Raw genomic sequence first — 26,839 nt, 5'->3', positions numbered from 1 at the left:
CCCCGCCCGGGAGTACTTTCGGGGCATGGTACGCCCGTTTATCCTGATTCTACTGGTGCCGCTGCTATTCGGTGGCCTGAACGCACAACGGCAATCGCCGGAAATCGGCGGGAAGCCTGATCCGCAGTCCGTATACCTGGACAGTCTCTTTGACGCCCATCAATACTTCCGGGACCAGGAGAGTGGGATCCTGCTGCGGTCCGGCTACCATTCACCGGAACACCTGGCGCTGCTGGATTCCATCCGGCAGCGGGACCGGGAATTGCGGGAGGACGTGGAGGCCTTTCTGGTGACCTACGGGTTTCCGGCGGCGCCGCCCCCGCGAAAGATGGACGCCAATTACCGGGAGTTGATGATGGAATTCGTCAAGACCCCACCGGGAGACAGCCTGCGCCGGGATTCGCTGCTGCGGGTGATGCAGTCGCGCTACCAAAGGCCACCCCGAAGGCTGGATCACCGCAACACCATCCTGTTGATCCTGGACACGGAACCGGATTTTTCGCTGCGTTGCCAGATGATCTCCTACCTCAAGGAAGAATGGAATCTGGGGCACCTGCCAACTGCCGCATTGCTCATTTACCTGCGCCACACCTACCGGATGCAGTGGGGAGAGGAATTGCCCATCGCCGAAGGAAGCTCCGAGGAGGAGCGGTTACTGATGTATGCCCGGGAGCTGTCGGGCTGCTGGTGAAGCCTTCAGAGCTCTTAAAATATCCCTAATTCACGGGGGGACAAGCAACGTTTTGTTTGGGTGTCGTTTCTTTGCGGTGCATGGCAGAAGAAATCGAGCAACGTACTTGCGGAATTGCAGCTTCCGACCTCCGGGAAGCGAAGGTTATGGCCGGGACGGCAGGTGCCAGGTTTTTTCCCGGTGAGCGGCAATGGCCCCGGGAAACTTCCGGGAGTGGCCGCAAATTCCTGAAGTTTCCGGACCAGCTTCGGGGGCTCCGGTTAAGTTGCCGGGAGTCGGTTCTGCGGGCCGCAACCTTGCTTCTGCTGGTCTTACTGGGCACCTGCGCCAGCGCCCAAATTCTGGACCCCTCCTCCAGCGGACGCCCCGTCATCGGCGACCCCGATTTTGACGCCAGTACCGACCGGCGGGCCACCCCCCAGGAGCAGCGGGAAGAGCTGCCGGATACCTTCGGGATCTTCGTCTACCAGGTCGAAAACCCCAACGACGAGGCCGCCTGGCGCGACAGCCTGCTCGATCAGTTCCAGCGCTACGAACCCGCCCGGAAAGTCGATTTTGATTTTGCCACCATCGGTCAGCTCGGGGGTGCCGCCTATCCCCTGATGTACCGTCCGATCCTGCGGCGCGGAACGGAGCTTGGCTTCCGGCAGTTCGATCTCTACCAGGTCGACGGCGAAAACCTCGATTACTATCGCCTGGAGCGCCCCTTTACCTACCTGGCTCACGTGCGGGAAAACCAGCAGGAGGATACCTGGACGACGGCCAAGTTCAGCCGCAACTTCGCCGACGGCGTGAACCTGCTCCTGGACTACAGCCGGATCGCCCAGCTGAGCCGGCAGGGGCAATATCCGAGTCAGTCGCTGCGCAATACCCACGTGGCGACCGCCTTCAGCATCCGCCCACCCGGAAGCCGCTACACCGGCTACTTCAGCTTCGCCGCTAATACCTACGAGCAGTTGCAAAACGGGGGCATCGTACCGGCTTCCATTGAGGCGGCGAACGAAAATGAGGGGGAGGTCAACAACCTGCAGAACCTGCAGCCCTTCCTGGAAAATACCCGCCTGCGGCACAGCTACCGGCAGTGGATGGCCACCCAGTCCCTGCAGTTCGGGGGCACCAGGGATACGCTTTCCGGTGAAGAGAAGCGCGCCTTCACCCTGACGCACCGGCTGCGGCTGGATAACCGGCGGTATCGCCTGTCGTCGGAATTTGCGGCCCAGGACACGAATTACTTTAATCGCTACCCGGAGGTGCTGCTGGACCCGCGGGGCGTGCGCAACCAGATTGAGCACAACATTCTGGAAAACAGCATCAATCTGTCCACCTTCCGCCGGGGCAAGTCGGGGGAACGGGCTACGGTGCAGAAGGACCTGCTGGAAGTCGGCGTCTCCCACCTCCTGCACCAGTTGGACCAGGAACCGGGTGACTCCACCATCAACAACCTGCTGCTGACGGGCAAGCTGGGCCTGCGGCCCAGCGATCGGCTACGGCTGCTGATTTCCGGTCAGCTCAACGTCGTCGGACAAACGGGCGATTATCGCATCTCCGGCGAAGGGGAACTGGACCTCGGCCGCGCCGGCAAACTGGAACTACGGGCCCTCAATCAACTCTACGCCCCGGATGTGGTGCAGCAAACCTATCGCCTCAACGGACTGGATTTCTGGGATAATGACTTCGCCAAAACCCTGGAACTACGCCTGGAGGGCGCCTACACCTTGCCCGTCGTGAAAATCCGCGCCGGACTGGCCTACAGCCTGCTGACGAACTACGTCTACTTCGGCCCCGAGGGCCGACCCCTCCAGGCCGATGGCGTCAACAGCATCCTCCAACTCACCGCCGAGCGCCGACTCGACTTCGGCAAATGGCGCCTGGATAATCGCTTGCTGCTCCAGCAGGCCGATCAGGCGGTCTTTCGCTTACCCCAGGTTTACGGGGAACACAGCCTGTATTTTTCGGGTAAGTGGTTCAAGGTACTGAACGTCAACCTCGGCCTGGACCTCCGCTTCGCCACGGGTTTCCGTCCTTATTACTACAACCCCATCCTCCAGCAATTCCACCTACAGGAGGAGCAGGAGACCGGTTTTCAGTATCAAGTCGATCCCTTCTTCAGCATGCGGGTTACCCGCTTCCGTTTCTTCCTCAAATACGTGCAGTTGCAGTCCCTCTGGAACGGTGGCCAACTGGTCTACCTCACTGCGGAACATCCCTTCCCGAACCAGTCGCTCCGGTTTGGGGTGAGCTGGCGGTTGTTGGATTAATTATTAGGATTAAGGATTCAGGATCAAGGATTTAGGAAGTAGCGGGTGGCGGGTAGCGGGTAGGTAGTGGGTAGTACTTTTTCGGGAGGAGGCGACCGGTTGATTGAAGGTGATGGCTTCCCAGTGAGGGAAAACTAAGGTAAGCATGAGTAAAACGAAGCGTAAGGGATTTCTGAAGGTTACTTTCCTCCTTACGGTTTCCTTTTTTACCCTGGTCATATACCGAGCTACCCATTACGGAGATATTGAGACGAAGAGCAAGGATGCCCTGAGAATTGGCTACGTCAACCTCAATAAGTCGAGTGTTCGGGAAGCAGACATGGAAATGATGGCCAATGCTGACTGCGATATCTGGCTGTTGGCCGAATGGAATGGGGATAATTTGCCCCAGCGTTTTGTGGAGGAAGGTGGCTACGCCATTGTGTACGAGTACGTTGACGACTTTACCTACGGTTTTTTGGTGCTAGCTAAGCCGGAACGTATGCTCGCGTCCAAACTTTTCGACGAAGATGGCGGGCCCTACGCCTGCAATTACCAGAAAGTCGCGGTGCATCACCCAGACTACCTTATCGGATTTTTGCACGCCCCTCCGCCAGTGCCTTCCTGTAATTACGAAACTGACAACTATATCAAAGATGCCCTTGATGCCTTCCGCGAAACGGCCAATAATCAGATTTTGATCGGGGATTTTAATGCGCTACCCTTCGGTAAATCCTACGAAATGATCGTAGCGGAAGAATTTGCTGATGCCTTTGCGGGCGCAAAAATCGGAGAGGGAACCTTTGGCTTTTGTCCCATTCTTCCCAAATTGCTGCGGGTGGATTATTGCTTCATCAAGGGAAACATCACGGTAGAAAGAAAGTACCGCTTCCCTCTGCGCTCGTCGGATCATGGTGGCCTCATTGTAGACTTAATGATCAACGATTAAGTACCACACTACCCGCTACCAACTACCCGCTACCTCCTGAATCCTTGATCCTAAATCCTCAATCCTCCCCCTCACTCCAACGGCCGCCGCTTGATCATACCGCCCCGGGTATCGTTGATGCTGTTCATCACGACGAAAGCATCGGGGTCGATTTCTTCAATGGCCAGGGTGAGCTTCCGGATTTCCAATCGGGTAATGACGGTGTAGAGGATGTCGAAATTCTGGCGAGTTTCCTTTTGCCCGTAGCCTCCCTTTCCCTGGAAGATCGTTACGCCCCTTCCCATTTTTTCAATAATCGTTTTGCGGATTTCTTCACTATGATCACTGATGATGGTAATGCCGGTGTATTCCTCGATGCCGTCCACCACGAAGTCCATGGCTTTGGAGGCGACGATGTAGGTGAGCATGGAATAGAGGGCCGATTCGATGGAGAGCAGGTAGGCCGCAGCCAGGAAGATGAAGACGTTAATGAAAATGATGAGGTCGCTGATTTTCAGTCCCCACTTCCGGCTAAGGTAAATGGCCAGGATTTCCGTACCGTCCAGCACGGAACCACCCCGAATGGACAAGCCGATGCCGGTACCGAGGAAGAAGCCGCCGAACACGGCGACCAGCACCTTGTCGTCGGTCAATTCCGGAAACTGAAAGGCCGCCAGCAGGGTGACCAGCAGGGCAATGGCGGCGGTCGTTTTCCAGGCAAACCTCCGGCCAACCACGAACCTCCCCAGGATGAGAAAGGGAATGCTGATGACGAAGAGCAAAATGGGCAGCGGTAGCTTGGTGGTTTCGGCCAAGAGCAGGGCAATACCCGTTACGCCCCCATCAATGAAGGCATTCGGTAACAGGAAGCTCTCCAGCCCGAAGGCAGCGAGCACCACGCCGGGAATGATGTAGAAGGCATCGCGTACGAGTGGGGCAAAAAGACGGTGTAGCGGTGAGGACATTAAAGCTGGGTTTGGGAACGGAGGTGGGCAAATAAAAGCAGTAAACACCTCCGCACCGGAGATGGCTGACCAAAGTACCCGACTACTTCACCTAATTTTTTCTTGACGTCCACCAAGCCAGAATCCCGCCAAAAATCATCAGCAAAAGGTAGGCACCGTTGAGCGTCCAATGCTCGGTTGCGGCGGGCATCACGGTCAGGGGAGGGTAGGCCACAAATCCGCCACTGAAGGGGGCGATACTGCCCATTTGCACCCCGAAAATAGCGGCTATGGACGCCAGCAGTAGACCTGACCGACCCCACCAAAGCTTGGGCCACGAAGGGTTCGACCTAAAATGTCGCAGCACGCCCAGCACGAGAAAAATGAATCCGGTGAAGCTAAGGGTACTCCCCCAAAAAAACATCATCCGCAGGGGAGGGAGGTCCGACGCTAGAGCGATCGCCAGATAAATTTCCAGGAACTGTATCCACCCCAGCACCCCCAACCCGAAAGCCAGGTAACGCGTAAGGAAATGGTGCCGAATCCGTTGGATCATCCCAGACTAGCCCTTCGGCTTCAGGATAACCGTCGCCAGCGGGGGAAGCGTCAACTCAATGTGGTAGGGGCGTCCGTTCCATTCGGACTCTACGGCCTTGAAGGTTTTGTCGGCGTAGTTACCCGTTCCGCCGTACTGATCTTCGTCGCTATTGATGAGCACCTCGTAAGTGCCGTCAGCGGGGACACCCACGCGGTAGTGGTGACGAGGAGCGGGCGTGAAGTTATTCACCACCACCACAAAGTCATCGGCCTTTTTACCCCGGCGGAGGTAGGTCAGTACGCTGTTTTGGTGGTCTCCCACGTCGATCCACTCAAAGCCCTTCGGGTCGTAAGCCAGTTGGAACAGGGCCGTGGTTTCCCGGTAGAGCTTGTTCAGGTCCGCTACGAAGGTTTGCAGACTCGCGTGGGGCGTGAATTCGGTGAGGCTCCAGTCGATGCCGCGTTCGATGCTCCACTCCGAGGTTTGCCCGAATTCGCCGCCCATGAACAGCAACTGGCTGCCGGGGTGGGTAAACATGTAGCCGTACATGGCCCGCATGTTGGCAAAGCGTTGCCATTCGTCTCCGGGCATCCGGTCAATCAGCGGCCCCTTGCCGTGCACCACCTCATCGTGGCTCAGCGGGAGCATGAAGTTCTCGCTGAAGGCGTAGACGAGGCTGAAGGTAACTTCTCCGTGGTGGTAGCTGCGGTGGATGGGGTCGTGCTTGAAGTACCCCAGGGTGTCGTGCATCCAGCCCATCATCCATTTTTGGCCGAAGCCCAGTCCGCCGACGTAGGTCGGGCGGGAAACGCCACTGAAGGCGGTGGATTCCTCAGCGATGGTCATGGTGTCGGGGTATTCCCGGAAGACCGTTTCGTTGAATTCCCGCAGGAAGGAAATGGCCTCCAGGTTTTCGTTGCCGCCGTACTGGTTGGGGATCCACTCACCCTCCTTACGGCTGTAGTCCAGGTAGAGCATGGAGGCGACCGCGTCCACGCGCAGTCCGTCGATGTGGTAGCGATCCAGCCAGAACAGGGCGTTGGAGATCAGGAAGGACCGGACCTCATTGCGGCCATAGTTGAAGATGGCAGATTTCCAGTCGGGGTGGAAACCCTTGCGCGGATCGGCGTGGTCGTAGAGGTGGGTACCGTCGAAGTCCGCCAGACCGTGGGCGTCGTTGGGGAAGTGGCTGGGCACCCAGTCGAGGATGATCCCGATGCCGGCCTGGTGGAGTTTGTCGCAGAGGTACATGAAGTCCTGCGGGCCACCGAAGCGGCTGGAAGGAGCGAAGTACCCCGTGATCTGGTAGCCCCAACTCGGAAAGTAGGGATGCTCCATGACGGGCAGGAACTCCACGTGGGTGAAGTTCATTTTCTTGACGTAGTCGACCAGTTCCGTGGCCAGCTCCCGGTAACTCAGGCTCTCGTCTCCCTTGGGCTTCTTCCAGGAGCCGAGGTGTACCTCGTAGACGGAGTAGGGACGGTCGATGGCGTTGTGCTCGCCCCGTTTGTCCATCCAGTCCTTATCCTCCCATTCGTAATAGGTGTCCCAGACCACGCTGGCCGTTTTCGGCGGAGTTTCCCAGAGGCGGGCGTAGGGGTCACCCTTTTCCAGGGCGCGACCATCCTGAGCGTCAACGGCGTACTTGTAAACCGTGCCGTTTTCCAGTCCTTCAATAAAGCCTTCCCAGATACCACTGCTGTCCCAGCGGGCATTCAGGGGGTGGGCGCTGCGGTTCCAACCGTTGAAATCACCGATTACGCTCACCTTTTTTGCGCTGGGGGCCCAGACGGCAAAATAGGTGCCGCGCTTGCCGTCTACTTCAATGACGTGACTGCCCAGCTTGTCGTAGATCCGGAAGTTCTTTCCGGCGCGAAACAGGCTGATGTCGTAATCGGTGAAGAGGGAATGGGCGGTAACGGCGGTTGAGGCACTCATGGTGGGGACTTTAATTCTCATTGGCGGCAGCTGCCGCGTGGAATTGGTAAAAGTAACAAGCGTCGGCCTAAAATATGTTTCCTGGGGGGACAGAATTTTTAACACAAAAGTCCGACGTGATGGAGGACCGAAATTGGGGCTTGTTCACCAATTCACGGCATCCTCTGGCAAATGGGCATAAAAAAAGACGCCTCCCCGGAGAGCCGGGAAAGCGCCTTGATCGTTCATGGGGTAATTAGCGTACGCCGCCCTTCAGCTCGTCCTGGAGCTTCTTGAGTTCAGCGTCTTTTCCGGCAGCGGCCAGTTTGGCCTGCTCCTGCCAGGTGTCGGGCTTGGCCAGACGGAAACGGGCTCCGGCGGCCTGCAATACGTCGGCCAGCTTCTTGGGGGAAGCTTTGGCCAGCTGGGCGAAGGTGGAGATGCCCGCCTCGTTCAGCAGACCGGCAATCTTGGGTCCAATGCCTTCGATCTTCTTCAGATCGTCAGCTTTCTTGGCGGCCGCCTTCTTGGGGGCAGCTTTTTTGGCCGTGGCCTTCTTGGCGGCGGGCTTTTTAGCCGCAGCCTTCTTAGCAGCGGGCTTCTTGGCCGCAGCCTTTTTGGCGGGAGCCTGCTTCTTCTCGGGAGCCGCAACGGCGTCCAGGGCGAAGCAGCAGTTCAGCGTGCCGTAGCCGCTGTCGGTGTAGGCCTCGGCGTCCTCGTCGTTTTTCCAGTCCCAACCGTCAATGAGGTAACGGAACTGGTAGTGACCGGCGGGCAGCTCGGCGGTAGCCTTGTAGGTGCCTTTGCCGTTGGTCATGGCCAGACCACCGTCCCAGCTCCAGTTGTTAAAGTTGGCCAGCACGCGCACATCGCGGCCTTTTCCAACCATTTCGGTGGGCAGTTCAAAGGTGACCTTGTATTGCTTCTTGGTCTTGACGTATGACTTCTTGATCATAATATGTCGCTTGTGTGGTGAAAAGCAGTGTTTTGTTAGTGTGGATAATACACTAACGTAAAATGCTTACACAAAGTTAGGTCGAACCCACTGATTTTCAAATGTTTTGGGCGCAAGCGCAGGTGCCGGGTTTCTCGCGAAAGCCGGGTTCAAATGTTAAAATCCCGCAATTATTCCGTAGTAAACACCCCTGGGCAAAGAACTGATTTTTTGCCGTAGGGCGCCCCAAATATTCCTTCGTAGAAAAAAGTTCACTAAATCAGCTAAAATTTTCGAAAATTTCGGCTGCGTGTCGCAAATGCCGCTGAATTGTCTGATAATACCGTCCCAGGTCACTCCCGTCCACCACGGCGTGGTGGGCCTGTACGGCCAGGGGCATCATCACCCGGTCGCCAACCTTATGGTACTTGCCCCAGACCATCCGCGGGACGCTGTCTGCGGTCGGCGAATAGTGCATGGCGTGAAAGACGTTGGTGAAGGACGCCCACGGGAAGGCGGACAGAAACAAGTAGTTGTCCGCGTGCTCCTCGTCCTCCAAGCTGGGATTGTGCTTCATCTCCTCCATGATGGCCACGGCCCGGTCGTGAAAGATTTCGGGATCCTCGTCGTAATCAACCGTACAGAAACTGAAGACGTCCGACACGGCCGTGGGCACGGTGAAACTGGGGCGCACCATCTCGTGCTCCACCACTTCTTCGCCCCGAATCCGCCATCGGAAGGGGCGCAGTTCGTGGGCCGTACGTGAGATGAGGTACACGATGGCCGGCGTAAAGCGGAGCCGGGCGGATTGGCGGACGACGTCCAGAAACTCCGTGATGTCCACTTCGGCGGTGATGCCAAAGTGGGGTTGATCCATCCGACGGAAGAAATCAAAATGCTTGCGCCGGTGGCTGTCCTGAATGTCAATTTTTTTCACGGGGGAGATATTAACGTTATGCGGGTTACCAGAAGATTGGATACTGGTTGCGAGGTAGTAGTAGGTATTGCTCGATGGCTTCCTAATGGGGCAATTTTGGGTGAATGGCCAGTGGCGTGAGGCAGTATTGTCCTACTTTTGATCTTGAGCGAAGGTAAGCACTGATGCTTACCGTAAAGTTGCAATCCGGATAATGGGGAAAGTGGAGGCCAGGTAATTTTGTCCCGTCGGAATAAATTATTCCCTTCCCAAACTAGTAACACTACCGTATGATCACCCTTCACCGAACCAGTGCGGATGATCCGGCTTTCCGGCACCTGGTTAGTCAGCTCAACGCAGAGTTGGCCGGCCGGGACGGCCCCGATCACCCCCTGACGCGGTTTAACGATCCGACGGGTTTGCGCTACGTTCTTTTGGCCTACGCCGGAAAGGAGGTGGTTGGTTGCGGGGCATTGGCCCGCTACGGAGAAGCGAGCCTGGAGATCAAGCGGATGTTCGTGGTGCCCGGCCATCGCGGCCGGAGGGTCGGCGAGCAAATCCTGCGGGGGTTGGAGGACTGGTCGCGGGAACTGGGCGGGCGGCGCTGCCTGCTCTTCACGGGGCCCAACCAACCCGAAGCCCGCAAACTCTACGAAAGGAATGGCTACCGCAGGGTGGAACGGTACGGGCCACTGCGGGACATCCCGGATTGTCTTTGTTTCGCCAGGGACATTAGGCTCGATTGAACCGAAGAAGTCGGCTCCGGGCGACAACCCATTTCCCTGGCTCTTTTGCAATAACCCGGCACCTGCTGCCAAGCCAAAAAAAAGCCCCTCCGACGTAGCGAAGGGGCACACTTAAAGTCGATCATGCAAAAGTTCTTTGAGCTTGTTTGGATTTTAGTAATCGACCTCCATTTGGCCTTTTTTGGCGCTGGCTGCGTTGGAAATATCCTCATGTAGCGCTGCTAGACTCCGGTATTCCCGCCTTGCCAGCACCAAAAAATGCTCAAATCCGGCCAGAAGACCAAAGTCCAAACAAGCTCCTACTTCAGGGCGATGGCCTGCACGTAATTTTTGACGTCGCGGGAGGTGAGGGTCACCGTGTACTTAGCCGCGGGCAGTTGCTGGAGGTCGTACATTTTTTGTACGGAGTTTACTCCCTTAATGCGGTCGGCGAAGACTTCGTTACCCTCGTCGTCCTTTACGCTGATGGCTACCTGTTTGCCGGAGGGGTTGAGGTAATTGATGGTCAGTAAATTGGCGTCCTTCAGGCGAATGGACGGAAAAAAGTGGCGGGTAGCCTCCCGCGGATTGGCGACGACTACGTCGTTGGTAATTTCAATTGGCTGCACGGTACGGCCCACGGTATCCTCCACGACGAGCTGGTACTTTCCCTGGGGAAGGGTGGAGAGCTCGAAGCGCTTATTGAGGAAGTCCCCGGTGGCCAGGTTATCCACGTAGAGGGTTGCGCCCCGGGCGTCGATAATTTCAATGCGGGTCGGGTGCTCTACGTCGGTGGTCGTCCGGAGGATAACGGTTTTGCTGGTCCGGTCGGCCATGATGATCAAATCGATGGGGTTAACGGACGCAGAGGCGGTCGCGAAGGCAAAGAGGCAGAAAAGGGTTGTGAGAAAAGTTTTCATGGTTGTCAGTTTGTCGGGTTAAGCAATGGTGCATGTCCGACCTCGTTGCGATACAAAGAACGCGGCGGGTTCCGCCTTTTATCGTGCATATTTTGGCCAGCAATCGCCAAATTTTGACCAATTTTTTCTCCACGGTTAATATTTGCTGACCGGGGGTTAATTCCTGCGCAGTACGGGGGAAAATGCCCTCAACTTTAGACCGATTATGCCTCCCGAACGTTACCTTAATACCTCCTAGCCCGTCATTATTTCCCCCACTTATCCCTAATGACCATGGACATTAAGCAATCCCCGGTACTGGAAACAGTACTGCCCAATCCCGGTACGTCCTTTCTGGTGAAGCATTACGCTGATCCGTCCGTCCGGAGCAATAAAGTACCCAACTGGCATTATCACCCGGAACTGGAACTGGTGTACGTCCGCGGCGGCCACGGCCGCCGGCACGTGGGTAGCCACGTTTCTCATTTTCACGACGGTGAACTGATCCTCATCGGCTCCAACCTGCCCCACTGGGGCTTCACCGACCGGCAGACCCAGAACGAGAAAGAAACCGTGGTGCAGTTTGCCCCCCAGTTTCCGAACTACGAATTCCTTAACCTTCCCGAGATGCGGGAGGTGAAGGACCTGCTGCACCGGGCCCTCAACGGACTGAGTTTCCACGGCCGCACCCGGACGGTTCAGGGTGCCCGTATGGAACGACTCATTGAGCTGGATCCCCTCAGTCGGATGTTGCTGCTCATTGATATCCTTCAGCAGCTCGCTAAGTCCGACGAAGTCGAATCCCTCAACGCCGACGGTTTCCACCTCCAGGTGGAGGCCCACGGCTACGACCGCTTCAATGCGCTGCAGGAGTACCTGTCCGAGCACTTCCGCCGCGACATTACCCTCCCGGAAATTTCCAAGGTGGCGAACATGACCGTGCCGGCCTTCTGTCGGTACTTCAAAAAAGTGACCGGCAAGACCTTCGTTACCTACCTGACCAACTTCCGCATTGTCTTCGCCTGCAAGCTCCTCGGCGACAGCTCGGCGACCATCACCGAGGTGGCCTTCGAGAGCGGTTTTAATTCCTTGAGTCAGTTCAACCGGGCCTTCAAGAAGCACACCGGCCGCACGCCAAGTGAATACCGCGCTGCGCTGCGGCGCATCGCCTCGGCGCGGTTTGGAGACTAGGGGTTGGTTGCTGGCCGAGCAAGTTGGATGCCACAAATCTCTTTCCTGCGAGGAAAAGGGAACACGAGCGAGAAAGTTGGGGTTGCAACTGAAATGGTACTCCCATTCACCACCCCTGCATCCACCGCTAAACGATCTCCCCAGTGTTACGCCACCTGTCCCCGAAGCTGAAACAGCAGTACGACCGAATCAAGCATTACCTGTTCCGACATCCCCGGCTTGGCCGGGGTTTGTTGATTGGAGGGATCGCAACCAGCGTCCTGGGATTGGGAGTGATGCTGTTTCTCCTACTGGTCAGCGTTGGCTTCTTCGGCCACCTGCCCACCAAGGAAGAGCTCACGGAGATCAAGAACAACGTAGCCAGTGTTGCTCTGGACCGGAACGGCGAAAAAATCGGGCGGTACTTTGTGGAAGATCGTACGCTTTGCCCCTATGATTCCATTCCGCCGTTTCTGATCGAGGCCCTGGTGGCCACCGAAGACAGTCGCTTTTTTGAGCATTCTGGGGTGGACTACCGCGCCTACGCACTGGTATTATGGAAAAACCTCGTCCGGGGTGACCGGGATCAGGGGGGCGGATCAACGCTCCATCAGCAACTCATCAAAAACGTCTACGGTCGGGAGCCGCTGGGGTACGGGAGGGTGTTGGATCTTTGTCTGCACAAAGTGCGCGAGGGGATCGCCGCCCGCCGCCTGCACCGGGTGATGAGCAAAGAAGAAATACTGGAGCACTACCTGAATACCGTCAGCTTTCCCGGCAATTCCTACGGAGTGACCGCCGCCAGTCGGCGACTGTTCAACAAGCGGCCCGCGGCCCTCAGCCGTAAGGAAGCGGTGGCCCTGGTGGCGAGCCTCAAGGGAACGAGCCTTTACGATCCCATTCACCATCCCGGGAACAACGAAAAACGGAGTCAGCTGGTCCTGCAACGGATGATGGCCGAGGGGTACCTCAATCCGGACGAAGCCGTAGCCATTCAAAGAGACTCACTTACCCTCGATTTTCAAGCTCCCATCCGTTACCTGGAAGTTGCTCCCCACTTTACCAATGAGGTGTTGCGGGTGGCCCGGGACATTGTGGCGGAAATCCCGAGTCCGTGGGGAAGGCCTTACAACATCCTGACGGACAATCTGCGCATTTACACCACCCTGGACCTGCGGGTGCAGCAGCACGCGGAGGTGGCCCTGGAGGAGCACATGAGTAAACATCAGCGGCGCTTCGAGCGCCATCTGAATGGGCGCTCCCCCTGGGCGACCGATTATACCCTGACGGCGGCTATCCTAGCCAGCGATCGCTGGGCGTCCGGGATACGGGCCGGAAAAGACAGTTCGGCGATCCTCGCAGAATTTGAGCAACCTTATCCCATGGAGTTGTTGGTCCCCAACGGCGAGCCCCGGCGGGGAAACTTTACGCCCCTGGACAGTATTGCCCACTATCTGCGTTACCTGCGGGCCGGTTTTCTGGTCACGGACCACCAGACGGGAGGAGTAGTGGCCTGGGTTGGCGGACGGGACTACGGCTTCTCTCAGTACGATCATGTGACCAGCAGACGGCAAACGGGATCTACCTACAAGGCTTTCGTATACGCTGCGGCCCTGCGGGCCGGCTACAGCCCCTGCTTTGAGCTGGACAATGAGCTCAAAACTTACGGGGATGACGACGGCGCGTGGGTGCCAAGAAACGCTAGCGGTGAATACGGTGGCGCCTACACCATGCACGGGGCCCTGACCAATTCCATCAATACGGCGGCGGTGCAAATGACCCTGCAGGTTGGGGCACAACCCGTGGCCATGATGGCGGCCTCCCTCGGGGTGCCCCTGGACGACGAGGCGGTGCCGAGCATCGCCCTGGGTACCTCTTCGGCCAGTCTGTACAGTATGACGGGGGCCTACGCCGCCTTCGCAAACGGCGGTCAGTACGCCCCGCCACACCTCATCACCCGGATAGAAACCCGGAGCGGAGAGGTCATCTATCGGCATCGCCGCCGCCCCAAGCAGGCGCTGACGGAGGTGGAAGCCACGCTAATGCTGAAAATGCTCCGCAACGTAGTGGATGAGGGCACCGGCGCCCGGCTGCGCTGGGAACACAGAGTGAGCTTTCCCGCAGCGGGTAAAACGGGCACCACCCAAAACATGGCCGACGGTTGGTTCGTGGGCAGCACTCCCGGCCTCACGGCCGGCGCTTGGGTGGGCGGCGCCAGTACGGGCGTGCGGTTCCGCTACGGAAGGCAGGGGAACGGCTCCCGGGCGGCATTGCCCATTTGGGCGCAGTTCGTTCGGCGGATGGAGCGGGACTCGATAACCCGGCCTTATCTGGGAAGAAATTTTCCACCCCCACCAGCGCGCGTTAACCTGGAATTCTACTGCCCCCAATTCTACCCTCCAGAACCCGACTCCCTCATGGCACAGGACTCGATCAATTGGGAGCGGATCGATCCCGAGGTGGTCTCTTCCCGCTGAGCAATTTTGCGGAAAGCCAAGCAGGGATTTCACTTTAAAGAGTGGCCAGTGGTGATTAACCGGTCGGCTGCTCGTTGCTTGATCGATACTGGTGTGCTAACGGTACCAGAAGCCCGGGACCTGATTCTATTCGGGAGTTAGGCCAACCAGATGGATTGCGGTATCCGAAAGATTGGTGTTATAGATGCGTTCGAACTCCAGCTTTCTGGCCCCGAAGTTGATGAGCAGTCCGGATGGCAGCCCATACATCTGGCAGTAGTTCATGATTTGAATCCGGTGAATGTCTTCGAGTTCCCTGACGGCCTTTAGTTCCAGCATGAGTCGACCCTCCACGAAAAAGTCCACCCGCCGGTTGCCAATGTGCTCTCCGGCGTAATGAATCTGCATGGGCAGTTCCCGCTGAAAATCGATGTCCCTTCGGGCCATTTCAATGGCCAGTGCTCGCTGGTAAATTACTTCCTGATACCCAAACCCCAGGGTGGAATGCACGGTCATGGCACTGCCGATGACCGCGTAGGATAGTTCGTCCTTCATGTTTTTGTTTTAGGTGTATGGTAAAAGTAATAAAATGTTTTCAAAGTGTAATGCTGGTTGGCGAAGGTTTTGCTTTTGCTGCCGATGAAAGTTTTTTGGTGGGGTGGTGTCGGCTGCAATGGGATTGATGGGATTTGGTGTTGGTTGGTGGAGGTTTTGCTTTTGCTGCCGATGAAAGTTTTTTGGTGGGGTGGTGTTGGCTGCAGTGGGATTGATGGGATTTGGTGTTGGTTGGTGGAGGTTCTGTTTTTGCAGCCGATGGCGGTTTTTTGGGTGGGGTGGTGTTGGCTGCAGTGGGATGTTTGGGATGTGGTGCTGGTTGGTGGAGGTTCTGTTTTTGCTGCCGATGGTGGTTTCTTGGTGGGGTAGTATTGGCCGCAATGGGTGGTTGGTATGTGGTGCTGGTTGGCAATGAGCTCTAGTACGTTGGTTTCGGCCAGGTGAAGCGGTCTTCCCTTGGCAGAGATATTCTACTGGATAAGCCAATCCATTTGTCACTAATCCAACGGCTGGCCTTTTTTCTCAATCCTTGATTCGTGCTCAGTTGCCGTAATCGTGCCAGGAATAACAACCTGTTTTATCATTTCACCTATCCCTCAGATTGGCGGACAAAGTTTATTGAACTAGCCCGATTATTTGACAAAAAACAAGCAAAAAGTCGTTCCGACAATCAATGCCCTCCCATCCATCAAATCAAAATATTCCGCTTGCCCAAATCCCTTCAATCCAGGAAACAGGCTCTCGGCCGGTAAAAGAGCCAGACGTCCCATTCATCCTATTCTACTGGCCTTATTTCACCCATGTCATTCCCTTGCTGTACATCCCCTAATGGTAGGTTTCCCTCTCCGCCTTATCCTACCATCACTTCTTCCCCTTTTTCTTTCCCATAATCTCCTCGGCTTCCTTCATCAGGTCGTCGAGGGAGAGGTTGTCCATGCGACTGAAGTTGAGGGTTTCTTTGTACTGCTGGCGGTCGAGCTCGACGATCTTGATCTGGGTGCCGGTATAGCGTTCGATGGCTTCCAGTAACTTGTGCTCCTGGGGGGCGCAAAAGGAGTAGGCGACGCCGCGGCGGTCGCCGCGGCCGGTGCGGCCCACGCGGTGAACGTAGTTGTCGGCCTGCTCGGGGAGGTCGTAGTTGATGACGTGGGTGACGTCGGGGATATCGATGCCACGGGCACTGACGTCGGTGGCGATCATGACGCGCTCCTGGCGGGAGCGGAAGGCCTCCAGGGCGGCGTCGCGCTCGGCCTGCTCCATGTCGCCGTGGAGGGTAAGACTACCGATGCCGACCCGCTCCATGGCCTTCGTGACGCGCTCGGCGCGGACGCGGGTGCGGACGAAGACGAGTAGTTTCGCTTCGGGGTTCTCCTTGATGAAGCGCTCGAGGAAGAAGCGCTTGTCGTCCATCTCAATGAAGACAACGGAGTGGTCCACGTTCTTGGAGACGGGGTCCTTGGGCGAAATCTGAATTCGGATGGGTTTGCTCACCAGGCTGTAAGCGAGCTTTTTGATCTTCTCGTCGATGGTGGCGGAGAAGAAGAGGGTCTGACGCCGCTTGACGAGGTGACCGAGAACGCCCTGGATGTCCTTGATGAAGCCGAGGTCCAGCATCAGGTCGGCCTCGTCGATGATGAGGATTTCGACGCGTTCCAGGCGGAGAACCTGCTGGTTGAGGAGATCGAACATCCGGCCGGGGGTGGTGATGAGGATGTCAACGCCCCGGGTGAGGCGATCGATCTGGGGGTCCTGCTCGACGCCCCCGGTGAGGGCGAAGACCTTGACGCGGGTGCCGCTGGCCAGGGAGGAGAAAACCTCGTCCAGCTGGGTGGCCAGCTCGCGGGTGGGGGCCATAACGAGGCACTTGATACCGTCCTTGCGCCGCTGGTTTTCCTTGCGGGTGTGGATCATCTGCAGCACGGGAATGGCGAAAGCCGCCGTCTTGCCGGTGCCGGTCTGGGCTACGGCCAAAACGTCCTCACCCTTCAGAATGGGGCGAATGGCCTTATACTGGATGTCGGTGGGGCGCTTCCAGCCCAGTTTGGCGATGCTGCGCTTGATTTCCGGCGCCAGGGGGTAGTCGTTGAACTTCACGGGGCAAAGATAGGCAGGGAAAATATGCCGGCATTACTCGACAACACGGCACCCGCACTCCGTGCCCTGAACTATGCGGAAAATTGGGTTATCGATTTTTGCGGCGGTCCCGAGTTTTGCTGCGCAGTTACCTTCGATGGTCGTTCAGCTCGTCGGGATCGCTGATTGTAAGAAAATGTGGCGGTCCCGAGTTCCGTTCAGCTCGTCGGGATCGCAGATTTTAAGAAAATGCAGCGAGGCGCAGGTGCAGTGGAATTTGGGTTAGGCTTGAGGTTCAAGGATTAAGGATCTGCACTTCCCCGGATCCTTGAACCTGAATCCTCCAGCCTCACTCCTCACAACTTGGCACCTGCGTCCGCGACAAAAGGTCGGGACCCTCCCGCGCTGCCAGGATGCCATGTGATCCATTGGGGCGCAGGGTAGTCCTGTGCTCCGAAATCAGTTCCCCTTCGTTCAAGGCGGGCCTCCTGATTGGGGATTGCCACCCAAACCGCCCGGCAGGTTTCCTTTCCCGGTAGTACTTTGTGGACTCATCCACTTAAACAGACTACCATGAAACAGCTCTTTGACTTCACCAATTTAAAAGGCGACTTCACGGGGGGATTAGTTGCCGGCGTCGTGGCCCTGCCGCTGGCGCTCGCCTTTGGGGTGCAGTCGGGGATGGGCGCTACGGCGGGACTCTACGGCGCCATTGCGGTGGGAATTTTTGCCGCCCTCTTCGGCGGCACGGAAACCCAGGCCAGCGGTCCTACGGGACCCATGACGGTGGTTTCCGCCGCCCTGGTGGCGGCGGCCATCCAGCTGAACGGCAGCCTGGATGATGCGATGAGTATTATTCTGCTCACCTTTCTGTTGGGGGGAGCCTTTCAGGTCGTCTTCGGCTTTTTGAACATCGCCAATTACGTAAAGTACTTTCCCTATCCCGTGATCTCCGGTTTCATGAGTGGGGTAGGGCTGATCATCGTGATCCTACAGATCTTCCCCTTCGCGGGACTGGGCTCCGCCAAATCTACCGTAGCGGTGGTCCAAAACCTTCCGCAGCTGTTTTCCGAAGCCAACGTCCAGGCGCTCCTGCTGGGCGGGATTACCATCGCCGTTTATCAGTTCTTTCCCAAAATCACCAAGGCCATTCCGAGCGCCCTGGTAGCGCTGATCGTCGCCACCCTGGTGGCCTACTTCGCGAAGATGGACGTGCCCCTGATCGGAGAAATCCCCTCCGGATTGCCCAGCTTACAACTGGGCGGTATCCTGGAGGTGGATCCCAGCGTTTACGGTTTGGTGATCGAATACGCCCTGGTCCTGGCCGTGCTGGGCAGTATCGACTCCCTCCTGACCTCGGTCATTGCGGACAACATGACCAAGACCAAGCACAACAGCAACCGGGAGCTGATAGGGCAGGGTATCGGTAATATGTTGGCCGCGGCCATCGGGGGGATTCCCGGAGCGGGGGCTACGAAGGGCACCGTCGTCAACATCAATGCCGGGGGCAGAACCCGGCTGTCGGGCATCATTCACGGGCTGTTTCTGCTGGCGGTTCTCCTGGGACTCGGAAAATTAGCCGCCCACATCCCCCTCTGTGTTCTGGCGGGTTTGCTGATTCCCATCGGCTTTAAAATTATTGATTTTAAGGGACTGAAACACCTGACCAAAGTGCCCCGCTCGGATGCCGTGGTGCTGGTTTTGGTGCTGCTCATCACCACTTTCGGTAGTCTGATTAATGCGGTGGGCATTGGCATTGCGCTTGCCTGTCTGCTCTTCATGAAGAAATCCGGCGACATCAGTGAACGGGGGCTGGAAGTCGGGAAAATCGCGGATCTGGAAGACTCCAAACCCTGGCAGGATGAAAAAGAATTTTACGATAAGTACAAGGATAAAATCATCATCAAGCACCTCTACGGGCCCCTGTTTTTCGGGTTCACTTCCTACTTCAAGGATCAAATTAAATCCTTGCCGGACGACATCGAAGCCGTGATTTTACGCATGGACCGCGTGCCCTACATCGATCAATCGGGCCTGTACACCCTGGAGGACATTGTGTTCGACCTGCACGAGCAAAACGTCAAGGTCATCCTCGTGGGGCTCAAGGATCAGCCCTGTGATATGCTTAAGGCCATTGACGTCATCCCGGATCTGATCCCCGAAGAGGCGACGTTTGGGAATATTGAGGGCGGCTTTGCTTATTTGCGGAAGCAGTTGGATTAAGAGAAGGCTAAGGCTGAGGCTAAGGGGAAAACGCTGGATAAGGCTTGCTCCGCAAGCCGGTCGAGGGGGGCTTTGCTTATTTGCGGAAACAGTCAGATTAAGTGAGGGCTAAGGCTAAGGCTTAGGAGAAAACTCTGGACAAGGCTTGCTCCCCGCCCCATCGATGATTGGTCGGGCAGGTGCAAGCCGGTCAGCTAGACAGATGAGGAGGCTGAGGTATAAAGACTAGTTCATTTTTTACGAATGCCAGTATGAAGTTTCATCAAGAGTTAACGGATGACAATGAGTTTTACCTGTATTTGAACGGTAAGCTGATTTACAAGAAATGGCTGGATACCGGTGCGTCCAAAGTGTTCGACGTGATGGCTTACGACAAATACACTTACGCCAGTTATTCGGATCTGGATGTCGAGGATAGCCCCTTCGTAATCCGCGTGCGGGCAAAAGTGAGATTCTTGCCCCCTGACGAAGGGGGAAGAAGCATACCCGTTTATGATGGATACCGACCCAATCACGTCTTTGAGTATGACGATCAGCAGAATATGATTGAAGCATTCATGGGAGTGATTGACTTTAATTCTCCGGAACACCTTGAATTGGGCCAGGAATACGAGGTGAACATCCGTTTTGTGATGACCCGAGGACTGGAAAATCACCTCGAAGCAGGGAGAAAGTGGTGGATGCACGAGGGGCCATTCCTGGTCGGGGAGGCTGAGCTCTTATCAATTGAAAAGTAGGGAAGAGAAAGCGTAATTGGTATTTATATTTTGGCAACGGAGTGCAGGTGCAGGGGTCTTCGGAAAGAGCAAAGTTCCGATGCAGAAGGCCCAGGAAATTTTAGAGCCACAGAGATTTACCCTCAGGTGTCCGTAGGGGAAATTTACCGGCAGTACCCGATGGCTTGGCACCCGTACCGACTAAGCCGAGTATTCCGCTGCATTACACCCGCCGGGGCTGCTAACACACTTCCTAATCTTCCTTTAGCTCCATCAGGTACGTCCGGCCCTCGGGCGTGTCGAAGAACAGGGAGGTGGGGCTTTCTGGTGAATAGTGGTATTCGTATTCGTCGATCGTACCGTCGGGGTGTTCAACGACAAAGGTGAGGATCCCTCCGTTGCGGCGCCAGGTGAAATCGTCGTTGATGTTGTCGTACCAGATGCTGTGGCCGGTGCCGTCTTCGTTCAGGATGAAGCCGTCCGAATACTCAAATTCCAGGAGGGCGTAGGGGTTTTCGAAGTCCCGGGTGCCGTCTTCCCGGAGTTCGTAGACGTACACCCACTTGCCGAGGCTGATTACTTCGGGATCCGTCATCCGTTCCTTTTCGCAGGAGATCAGGAGGAGGAGCGTGGCGAGCAGGATAAGGGCTTTAACTATCGGTTTCATGCGGTACGGAGGTTGGGGTAGGGCGGAGAGATGCCCTAAATTAGGGGTTTACCCGCCTACGGACCAGTTCCCATACATAAAATATTTTCTTGTATATTTCTACCCGCAATGCACCCGATTGCACCCTTATTGCCCGCACCTGAACCCCTTAAGTTGTCCCGACGCAAGGAGGGCGAAGCCGTGTTTTGGGGTCGTGAGAATGACCGGGGTGTTGTCTCCTTTTCCAGCCATAAGCGTGTACATCCGTATAAAAACGTAAGTAAACGTTTAAAAACGGCTATTGTGGCCAATAGTCCGGTGCTTTGGCGTAAAAATGGTACGAATTTGGATCACCCGCATGCACTGGCGGGGTAGGGAGGTGCTGGTCTTCAAGCCCCGGGGCTACCTCGAGAACTTTTACGAGCGCACCCGCGCGCTTCCGGGTGTTTCCTTTGATTCCACCCTGCGGTCGTGGACGATGCCCGTATCTGACGCAGTTGCCGGGAGGAGGGATCAGAAAGGGGGCGCCGTCGCGCAGGTGCAACGTCAGTTCGAAGCCATCTTCGGGCCGGGCTGTCTGGATTGGTCGTACCGTCCCCGCCAGTATGCCAGCAGCCGGGGAAGTTCCCCGCCACGTACGGTGGATCAGCGGAGCCAGCCACCGCAGCCTTCCGGGAGGGTATCCACCACTCCGTTGACCAAACACTGGGAGGAGGCCCTACACCGCACCGAAGAGCAGCTGCGGGTGCAGCGGTACAGTTGGCGGACGGTGAAGAGTTATCTGAGTTACTTACGTCGTTTTTTCCTGGACCATCCGCATCATGCGGTGGAGGAGGTCAACAATGAATTGATTCGTACTTACGTGATCTCCCGTGCGGCAGAGGGTAACTTTTCGGAGTCTACCCAAAACCAACTCCTGAATGCACTGAAGTTTTGGTTAGAGCAAATTGAAGGCAGGGAAAAGGTATTTTATCAGTTACGCCCAAAGAAACGTCGGTCCTTACCCAAGGTATTGAGCGTGGAGGAAATAGAGCGGTTATTCGGTGCCGTAGAGAACCTTAAACACCGTTGTATATTAAAAATTATTTACGGTGGAGGACTGCGTCTTTCGGAGGTAGTCAGTTTGCGGCTCGTAGATATCAATTCTGATCGGATGCAGATTTTCGTGCACGACGCAAAGGGGAAGAAAGACCGGTATACGACGCTGCCCAAGAGCCTATTGTCCGAGCTTAGACTCTATTATGCGGAATACCGTCCCGATTACTGGCTTTTTGAAGGCCAGCAGGGTGGTCAGTATTCGGTACGTAGTGTGCAGGCACTATTCAAACGTGCGGTGAAGAAAAGCGGAGTTAATCCCTATGCCACGGTCCATACCCTCAGGCACAGCTACGCCACGCATCTGCTGGAGCAGGGAGTGAGTTTACGACACATTCAGGAATTACTGGGTCACGCCAGTAGTGAGACTACCGAGATTTACACCCACGTTTCGAGTCGGGAGCGGAGCAGGATTGTTTCCCTGCTGGACCGGATATCAGAGTCTGATGACCACGATTGAGTTGCGTTGTTACCGGTGTATTTCAGCTAACTACGTCAATTCAAGGATGTGGCCCCGACGGTAACAACGCCAATTTATGAGGTACTACAGGGAGGAAATCGTGGTATTTATCCTATTTTTAACCGACAAAGTTGCGTTGTTACAATTACAGCCTTTTCAAGGAAGAGAGACACTTGGTGCATGCGCAATGCAGATGCAACTACGTTGGAGAGAAAGTCTCCGCTGCGCTCCGCCCTTCTCTCCAACGGTAAGGTGCTCTGCGCATGAAGTCAGCGGAAGAGCGCTGCTGCGCCCTTCCGCCAACACCATGCCTGCGGCAATTTCCAAATTCCAAAAATTTTTTTCGAGCTTCGCTCGACACAATTTCCGTAATTTCAAAACTGCGCAGAGCACCTTACCGTTCTGCGAAAAATTACATATATTAAGGCTAAATAATAGTAAATATGGCTAATCCGATAGAATTAAAAACAAAATATGGAACGATTTATGTTGAACCAGCAGATAGAATAAGGACTATGCGTTCTGGAGGTGATAAAATTCCAACAAAAACGCTGAATAGTGTTCTAGGACAAGTATCCACAATCGGTAATGAGTTCAACGATGTAATCAAATCATTTCAGATTGCACCATCTGAAGTTGATTTAGAGTTAGGAATTAAATTCTCTGCCGAAGGCGGTGTTATAATTTCTAAGGTGTCAACGGAGGCGACTTTTACGATTAAGATTAAGTGGGTAAATAATTCGAAAGAAACGAAAGAAGTAAGAAATGTTTAATACGAAAATTTTATTTTTTACCTCTAATCCAGCTGGGCATATTTCTATCAACTACGGTAAGGAATATCGTGAAGTAAAAGAAGGAATAAGTGCATCTGAAAAAAACGACTACAGTATTGAGGTAATGTTGGCTACAAAGCCTATTGATATTCAAAAAGCTATTTTAGATTTTAAACCTAATATTGTTCACTTCAGTGGTCACGGAGAAGAAGGTGGCGGTTTAGTATTAGAAGACGAACTAGGTAATCCTAAATCAATTAGCGCTAGAGCATTGGGCCAACTTTTTGATTTAGTTTCGGAACAAGTCAATTGCGTAGTCTTAAATTCTTGTTACTCGACAGATCAGATACTTCATATAGGTAAATATGTTGATCACGTAATTGGCATGGGAGATGAAATATCTGATGAGGCCTCAATAAAATTTTCCGTTGGTTTTTACGATGCACTTGTCAAAGGTAATACAGTTGAAGATTCATTTAAATTTGGTAAAACAGCAATTGCTATATACGGATTAGAAGAGGAATCAGTACCAATTTTATTTAACAAAGAAAGTGACAGTAATTCTTCAAGGTATGATTCAGCACAAATTGAATTTTCAAAAAAGCGAATAATCACAATAGGCTTCACGTACGATTCTCCAATGTTTTATTACGGAGAAAACGATAAAATAATGGGTTTTGGTTACGAACTAGCAAGAAAACTAGCACAAGAATTAAAAAAATCTGTTAAACCTAAAGTTATCAATTACTCAAATGTACAGGACAAACTTCTTTCGGGAGAAATAGACTTGGCTGTAGGTGGTTTTATTCCAGGCGATAAATATGGTAATAAATTAGATTTTTCTAAAGAGTATTTGAAAGCCAATTTTTGTTTAGTAGTAAGAAAGTCTAGTAACTACAAGACTATCGAGGATGTAAATGGTTTATCTGTAGGCGTTTATAATGAGCCATATGTTAAAGAGTGGTGTGAGAAGTATTTGCCGAAGTCGAAAATTACTGCTTATTCATATCCAAATTGGTTTGAATGTTTAGAAAAAGGCGAAATTGATGCAATTGTCAATGATTATCCATATGCTAGTATTAGTCTTAAAAATCATCAAGATTTAAAAATCACTAACTATCATCTTTCCTATTCAGATGTAGGGTATGCTATTTGCTTGCCAAAAGATAAGAAGGTAACTGAGGCAGTAAATTCGGCTTTAGATAGAGTACTTGGTGATCGATACTTCATGAGGTATATTCACAATAAATATATTGAATTTATCGAGAACGACAGTTCGCATTTAGTCGATAAGTTTAAGAGTATCGAATATAAGCATGTTTACGTTACTAAGAAAAATGATAATATTCATAAATTAGCAGAGAAATTTTTAAGAGACCGAGATCAATGGGCATCTATTTATAATCTGAACCGGCATATACTTCCAAATCCATGGGTGATGGAAGAAGGGCTCCCTATTTATATACCTGATTCACAAGCTGACATTGATAAATCGTTTATGCGAATGGCAATAGAGCATGCACGCAATGGAATGAATAGAAATGATGGAGGACCCTTCGGTGCGGTAATAGTGAAAAATGGAGAAATTGTTGGCTCAGGAAACAATATGGTCACTAGCATAAATGATCCAACAGCTCATGCAGAGGTGGTAGCTATTCGTGATGCATGTAAAAGGTTAGGGACATTTCAATTAGATGATTGCGTAATCTATACCTCTTGTGAGCCATGTCCTATGTGTATAGGCGCTATCTATTGGGCTCGACCGAATAGAGTTGTATATGGCTGTGATAGGTTTAACGCTGCTAGCATTGGCTTTGACGATGATTTCATATACAAGGAAATTGCTAAGGATAGAGATGCTAGAAAAATTCCAATGTCCCAAATTTTAGGAGAGGAGGCAAAAATTGTCTTTGATGAGTGGAGTAAAAAAATGGATAAATTAGAATATTAATTCGCAGAACACTGCGCCAGCGACAACCGCCGTTGAAGGTTTTTGGTTTCATATTGGTGTTGATGAAAAGGTGAAGAATAATACCTTTCAGAAAAGTTAGATGAACGGCGGCTGCGCCGGCGCTTCCGTTGGAGAGAAAGTCTCCGCTGCGCTCCGCCCTTCTCTCCAACGGTAAGGTGCTCTGCGCATGAAGTCAGCGGAAGAGCGCTGCTGCGCCCTTCCGCCAACACCATGCCTGCGGCAATTTCCAAATTCCAAAAATTTTTTTCGAGCTTCGCTCGACACAATTTCCGTAATTTCAAAACTGCGCAGAGCACCTTACCGTTCTGTGCAACGGATAAAAATATGAATTACTTCAAATCATAAATATTTGTACTTGTCGACTTTAGCTATTGAGTTCAAACTCAAAATGTACTTGAGCGTTACTCTAATATGAAAATTAGTATAGATATAGATGATTCGGCAAAAGGCAAGGAAATAGTGTCTCGACTTAGACAAGGTTTTAACTTTGTTGAAATTGATAATGAATTTGTAAGAGTCGATAATTTTCAATTAGATATACCTAAGCATGTTGATTTTCCCAAAGACTATCCGAATTGTTGTGACTTTCATAAAAAAATGATTGAAGGTGCAACGAATTGGTATCGACGGTTTCCACATTGTTGTGATTACCATAAGAAAATTGGAAATAAGTCTTGGTTTTCGAAGGATGACTATATAAATCTACCGCACGAGTCAGTAGGTAAACTAGTTTATATGAATGCCTTTATGGCTGAATCTTTTGATAAAGAAGATTGGTTTGAAAAAATAACAGAGTATATAGAGTACGTTATTTTGAGTTTTGGTAATCCACCTTTAGGTTTGACGATTTTTATAAGAGGATTGAATCAACTTCTTAGCATTGATGGTTTAATTACCTACAATATGTCTGACGACCAAAAACTTGAGTTACTAATTTGGCTAGAGAAATCTGAAGTTAAGGAAAATATCAACTTGAATCAATTGTACTTGGTTTTTCAAAAGTGGATTCAATCATTTCCTGATCTACCTGTTTTTAATCAATTGAAAAATAATTTTAGAACTACACTTCCTATGGATTTGGTCTTATATGACCAACAATATAACCGATACACCGGAATAACTAAAAGTCGTGTGAAGAACGAGCTTGAACTTATAGAAGTATTAGTACATCAAACTAAGCTATTACTTAGTAAGATAAACTTTAGAAAGATAGTTGCTGCCCAGAACATTGATAAAAGCCAAATCGAATATGATTTAATAGTAGCAAAGCATTCTGTAACTCAGAAAGCCCTATTATCAGATTATGATAATCATGAAGAAGAGTACATGAATATTCTAAAAAAATGGTTAGATAATGAAGCTGCTTTGTTTCAATCCCTTTCAAATCTATCTCATCAAAACGAGGTTTCAAGCAAACTAAAATTAATATCAGGTAAGCAAGATCAATTTGATTTAGCCATAACAGAGTTAAAAGATGGAACTTCGAAAGTTATTACAATTGTTGATAAGCTTACAAAAAAACAAAAAAAATATCATGACGAGCTAATCTCCGAAATTGAACGTCTTGAAGAGGGTTCGCCTTTAATAAAGGATATCAGTCAGAATATTGAGGATTTAAAATCAATAGCAATAAAAGGTTCTCAATCAGATGCAGATTTAGATACTTTTCTATCTGATGGTGATATATCAGCGAAGCACAAGTTTAAATTTATTATTCCGTTACTTATTTTTCGCTATGAAGCTGAAATCGAACTTGGGGCTAAACAAAAATTGCCTAAAAGTTGGAAAGACTTTAAACGGATTTTCATAAAGGATTAGAGAGAATAGATATTTAAAATGCAGAGAATCGAGTAGGGTAAGGAGCCACCCAATAGTGACTCCTTATCCCTCTCACACCACCGTACGTACGGTTCTCGTATACGGCGGTTCATGAACCATGGAAAAGTTGTTCGTAATATTTGGTGAAAGACC

At 52.8% G+C, this 26,839-nt stretch carries 22 protein-coding genes and 1 pseudogene; 14 read left to right on the top strand and 9 right to left on the bottom strand.

Annotated features, from left to right (window positions below; all coding sequences use genetic code 11):
• Positions 1-25 precede the first annotated feature (25 nt).
• The 3 genes from E1J53_RS07315 (at position 26) to E1J53_RS07305 (ending at position 3,877) form a co-directional block, all read left to right on the top strand.
• Entirely contained in the window at positions 26-691 is a 666-nt protein-coding gene (locus E1J53_RS07315; protein ID WP_134272447.1) for a hypothetical protein, read from the top strand.
• Positions 692-771: 80 nt separating this feature from the next.
• The gene (locus E1J53_RS07310) at positions 772-2,949 is read left to right on the top strand and encodes a putative porin (RefSeq protein WP_134272448.1); all 2,178 of its coding nucleotides are present in this window, start codon (positions 772-774) and stop codon (positions 2,947-2,949) included.
• A 145-nt stretch (positions 2,950-3,094) separates the two neighbouring features.
• Positions 3,095-3,877: an endonuclease/exonuclease/phosphatase family protein gene (locus E1J53_RS07305; RefSeq protein WP_134272449.1), complete on the top strand. Its 783-nt coding sequence runs from the start codon at positions 3,095-3,097 to the stop codon at positions 3,875-3,877.
• Positions 3,878-3,948: 71 nt separating this feature from the next.
• Here the strand turns inward: E1J53_RS07305 and E1J53_RS07300 are convergent, their stop codons facing one another.
• The 5 genes from E1J53_RS07300 to E1J53_RS07280 all read right to left on the bottom strand — a co-directional run bounded on the left by E1J53_RS07300 (position 3,949) and on the right by E1J53_RS07280 (position 9,126).
• Positions 3,949-4,821, bottom strand: coding sequence for a YitT family protein (locus E1J53_RS07300; protein ID WP_134272450.1), 873 nt, complete (start codon positions 4,819-4,821; stop codon positions 3,949-3,951).
• Between the two features lie 91 nt (positions 4,822-4,912).
• Positions 4,913-5,356: a hypothetical protein gene (locus E1J53_RS07295; protein WP_134272451.1), complete on the bottom strand. Its 444-nt coding sequence runs from the start codon at positions 5,354-5,356 to the stop codon at positions 4,913-4,915.
• A gap of 6 nt (positions 5,357-5,362) precedes the next feature.
• Positions 5,363-7,276: a 1,4-alpha-glucan branching protein GlgB gene (gene glgB / locus E1J53_RS07290; protein WP_216650020.1), complete on the bottom strand. Its 1,914-nt coding sequence runs from the start codon at positions 7,274-7,276 to the stop codon at positions 5,363-5,365.
• A 235-nt stretch (positions 7,277-7,511) separates the two neighbouring features.
• Positions 7,512-8,210 carry a DUF4332 domain-containing protein gene (locus E1J53_RS07285; protein WP_145913039.1) on the bottom strand — a complete coding sequence of 233 codons (699 nt, stop codon included), beginning with the start codon at positions 8,208-8,210 and terminating at the stop codon, positions 7,512-7,514.
• Positions 8,211-8,469: 259 nt separating this feature from the next.
• Positions 8,470-9,126 carry a CatA-like O-acetyltransferase gene (locus tag E1J53_RS07280; protein WP_134272453.1) on the bottom strand — a complete coding sequence of 219 codons (657 nt, stop codon included), beginning with the start codon at positions 9,124-9,126 and terminating at the stop codon, positions 8,470-8,472.
• 269 nt (positions 9,127-9,395) lie between these two features.
• Here E1J53_RS07280 and E1J53_RS07275 point away from each other — a divergent pair, with 269 nt between their 5' ends.
• Positions 9,396-9,851: a GNAT family N-acetyltransferase gene (locus E1J53_RS07275; RefSeq protein WP_134272454.1), complete on the top strand. Its 456-nt coding sequence runs from the start codon at positions 9,396-9,398 to the stop codon at positions 9,849-9,851.
• A gap of 299 nt (positions 9,852-10,150) precedes the next feature.
• Here E1J53_RS07275 and E1J53_RS07270 read toward each other — a convergent pair whose 3' ends face one another.
• The gene (locus E1J53_RS07270) at positions 10,151-10,750 is read right to left on the bottom strand and encodes a hypothetical protein (RefSeq protein WP_134272455.1); all 600 of its coding nucleotides are present in this window, start codon (positions 10,748-10,750) and stop codon (positions 10,151-10,153) included.
• Between the two features lie 273 nt (positions 10,751-11,023).
• Here E1J53_RS07270 and E1J53_RS07265 point away from each other — a divergent pair, with 273 nt between their 5' ends.
• Positions 11,024-11,920: an AraC family transcriptional regulator gene (locus tag E1J53_RS07265; protein ID WP_134272456.1), complete on the top strand. Its 897-nt coding sequence runs from the start codon at positions 11,024-11,026 to the stop codon at positions 11,918-11,920.
• Between the two features lie 143 nt (positions 11,921-12,063).
• Positions 12,064-14,376 (top strand): transglycosylase domain-containing protein, encoded by a 2,313-nt coding sequence (locus E1J53_RS07260; protein WP_134272457.1) that lies wholly within the window; start codon positions 12,064-12,066, stop codon positions 14,374-14,376.
• 126 nt (positions 14,377-14,502) lie between these two features.
• Here E1J53_RS07260 and E1J53_RS07255 read toward each other — a convergent pair whose 3' ends face one another.
• A complete protein-coding gene (locus E1J53_RS07255; protein ID WP_134272458.1) occupies positions 14,503-14,910 on the bottom strand; it encodes a GxxExxY protein in 408 nt (135 codons plus the stop codon).
• A 57-nt stretch (positions 14,911-14,967) separates the two neighbouring features.
• On the opposite strand from E1J53_RS07255, the gene E1J53_RS07250 reads away from it, so the two are divergent.
• Positions 14,968-15,279, top strand: a complete 312-nt coding sequence (locus E1J53_RS07250) for a hypothetical protein (RefSeq protein WP_145913038.1) — start codon at positions 14,968-14,970, stop codon at positions 15,277-15,279.
• Between the two features lie 492 nt (positions 15,280-15,771).
• Here E1J53_RS07250 and E1J53_RS07245 read toward each other — a convergent pair whose 3' ends face one another.
• Entirely contained in the window at positions 15,772-17,004 is a 1,233-nt protein-coding gene (locus E1J53_RS07245; RefSeq protein ID WP_134272460.1) for a DEAD/DEAH box helicase, read from the bottom strand.
• 552 nt (positions 17,005-17,556) lie between these two features.
• Here E1J53_RS07245 and E1J53_RS07240 point away from each other — a divergent pair.
• Both E1J53_RS07240 and E1J53_RS07235 read left to right on the top strand, forming a co-directional pair.
• Positions 17,557-19,206 carry a SulP family inorganic anion transporter gene (locus E1J53_RS07240; protein ID WP_134272461.1) on the top strand — a complete coding sequence of 550 codons (1,650 nt, stop codon included), beginning with the start codon at positions 17,557-17,559 and terminating at the stop codon, positions 19,204-19,206.
• A 251-nt stretch (positions 19,207-19,457) separates the two neighbouring features.
• Positions 19,458-19,943: a hypothetical protein gene (locus tag E1J53_RS07235; protein WP_134272462.1), complete on the top strand. Its 486-nt coding sequence runs from the start codon at positions 19,458-19,460 to the stop codon at positions 19,941-19,943.
• A 232-nt stretch (positions 19,944-20,175) separates the two neighbouring features.
• Here E1J53_RS07235 and E1J53_RS07230 read toward each other — a convergent pair whose 3' ends face one another.
• Entirely contained in the window at positions 20,176-20,589 is a 414-nt protein-coding gene (locus tag E1J53_RS07230; RefSeq protein ID WP_134272463.1) for a hypothetical protein, read from the bottom strand.
• A 313-nt stretch (positions 20,590-20,902) separates the two neighbouring features.
• On the opposite strand from E1J53_RS07230, the gene E1J53_RS07225 reads away from it, so the two are divergent.
• From E1J53_RS07225 to E1J53_RS07210, 5 genes and pseudogenes are all read left to right on the top strand, one after another.
• The gene (locus E1J53_RS07225) at positions 20,903-22,123 is read left to right on the top strand and encodes a tyrosine-type recombinase/integrase (RefSeq protein WP_134272464.1); all 1,221 of its coding nucleotides are present in this window, start codon (positions 20,903-20,905) and stop codon (positions 22,121-22,123) included.
• 443 nt (positions 22,124-22,566) lie between these two features.
• A complete protein-coding gene (locus tag E1J53_RS07220; RefSeq protein WP_134272465.1) occupies positions 22,567-22,896 on the top strand; it encodes a CU044_2847 family protein in 330 nt (109 codons plus the stop codon).
• Positions 22,889-24,103, top strand: a pseudogene (locus E1J53_RS24635) (transporter substrate-binding domain-containing protein); the annotation flags it as partial. The gene E1J53_RS07220 and the pseudogene E1J53_RS24635, both read left to right, overlap by 8 nt.
• A gap of 291 nt (positions 24,104-24,394) precedes the next feature.
• Positions 24,395-24,847 carry a nucleoside deaminase gene (locus tag E1J53_RS24630; RefSeq protein ID WP_368671738.1) on the top strand — a complete coding sequence of 151 codons (453 nt, stop codon included), beginning with the start codon at positions 24,395-24,397 and terminating at the stop codon, positions 24,845-24,847.
• A gap of 432 nt (positions 24,848-25,279) precedes the next feature.
• Positions 25,280-26,686, top strand: a complete 1,407-nt coding sequence (locus E1J53_RS07210; protein WP_134272467.1) for a hypothetical protein — start codon at positions 25,280-25,282, stop codon at positions 26,684-26,686.
• Positions 26,687-26,839: the final 153 nt, after the last annotated feature.

The sequence above is a fragment of the Lewinella sp. W8 genome, from assembly GCF_004375085.3.
Lineage (GTDB): Bacteria > Bacteroidota > Bacteroidia > Chitinophagales > Saprospiraceae > Neolewinella.
This window is presented reverse-complemented; position numbering and strand designations above follow the sequence as displayed.

Excerpts from the sequence above, each read along its gene's own strand:
- E1J53_RS07315 (WP_134272447.1), top strand. The coding sequence starts at position 26 with ATGGTACGCCCGTTTATCCTGATTCTACTGGTGCCGCTGCTATTCGGT.
- E1J53_RS07220 (WP_134272465.1), top strand. The coding sequence starts at position 22,567 with ATGGCTAATCCGATAGAATTAAAAACAAAATATGGAACGATTTATGTT.
- E1J53_RS07295 (WP_134272451.1), bottom strand. The coding sequence starts at position 5,356 with ATGATCCAACGGATTCGGCACCATTTCCTTACGCGTTACCTGGCTTTC.
- E1J53_RS07275 (WP_134272454.1), top strand. The coding sequence starts at position 9,396 with ATGATCACCCTTCACCGAACCAGTGCGGATGATCCGGCTTTCCGGCAC.
- E1J53_RS07270 (WP_134272455.1), bottom strand. The coding sequence starts at position 10,750 with ATGAAAACTTTTCTCACAACCCTTTTCTGCCTCTTTGCCTTCGCGACC.
- E1J53_RS07230 (WP_134272463.1), bottom strand. The coding sequence starts at position 20,589 with ATGAAACCGATAGTTAAAGCCCTTATCCTGCTCGCCACGCTCCTCCTC.
- E1J53_RS24630 (WP_368671738.1), top strand. The coding sequence starts at position 24,395 with ATGCGAATGGCAATAGAGCATGCACGCAATGGAATGAATAGAAATGAT.
- E1J53_RS07265 (WP_134272456.1), top strand. The coding sequence starts at position 11,024 with ATGGACATTAAGCAATCCCCGGTACTGGAAACAGTACTGCCCAATCCC.
- E1J53_RS07310 (WP_134272448.1), top strand. The coding sequence starts at position 772 with ATGGCAGAAGAAATCGAGCAACGTACTTGCGGAATTGCAGCTTCCGAC.
- glgB (WP_216650020.1), bottom strand. The coding sequence starts at position 7,276 with ATGAGTGCCTCAACCGCCGTTACCGCCCATTCCCTCTTCACCGATTAC.
- E1J53_RS07235 (WP_134272462.1), top strand. The coding sequence starts at position 19,458 with ATGAAGTTTCATCAAGAGTTAACGGATGACAATGAGTTTTACCTGTAT.
- E1J53_RS07300 (WP_134272450.1), bottom strand. The coding sequence starts at position 4,821 with ATGTCCTCACCGCTACACCGTCTTTTTGCCCCACTCGTACGCGATGCC.
- E1J53_RS07225 (WP_134272464.1), top strand. The coding sequence starts at position 20,903 with ATGGTACGAATTTGGATCACCCGCATGCACTGGCGGGGTAGGGAGGTG.
- E1J53_RS07240 (WP_134272461.1), top strand. The coding sequence starts at position 17,557 with ATGAAACAGCTCTTTGACTTCACCAATTTAAAAGGCGACTTCACGGGG.
- E1J53_RS07305 (WP_134272449.1), top strand. The coding sequence starts at position 3,095 with ATGAGTAAAACGAAGCGTAAGGGATTTCTGAAGGTTACTTTCCTCCTT.
- E1J53_RS07255 (WP_134272458.1), bottom strand. The coding sequence starts at position 14,910 with ATGAAGGACGAACTATCCTACGCGGTCATCGGCAGTGCCATGACCGTG.
- E1J53_RS07210 (WP_134272467.1), top strand. The coding sequence starts at position 25,280 with ATGAAAATTAGTATAGATATAGATGATTCGGCAAAAGGCAAGGAAATA.
- E1J53_RS07285 (WP_145913039.1), bottom strand. The coding sequence starts at position 8,210 with ATGATCAAGAAGTCATACGTCAAGACCAAGAAGCAATACAAGGTCACC.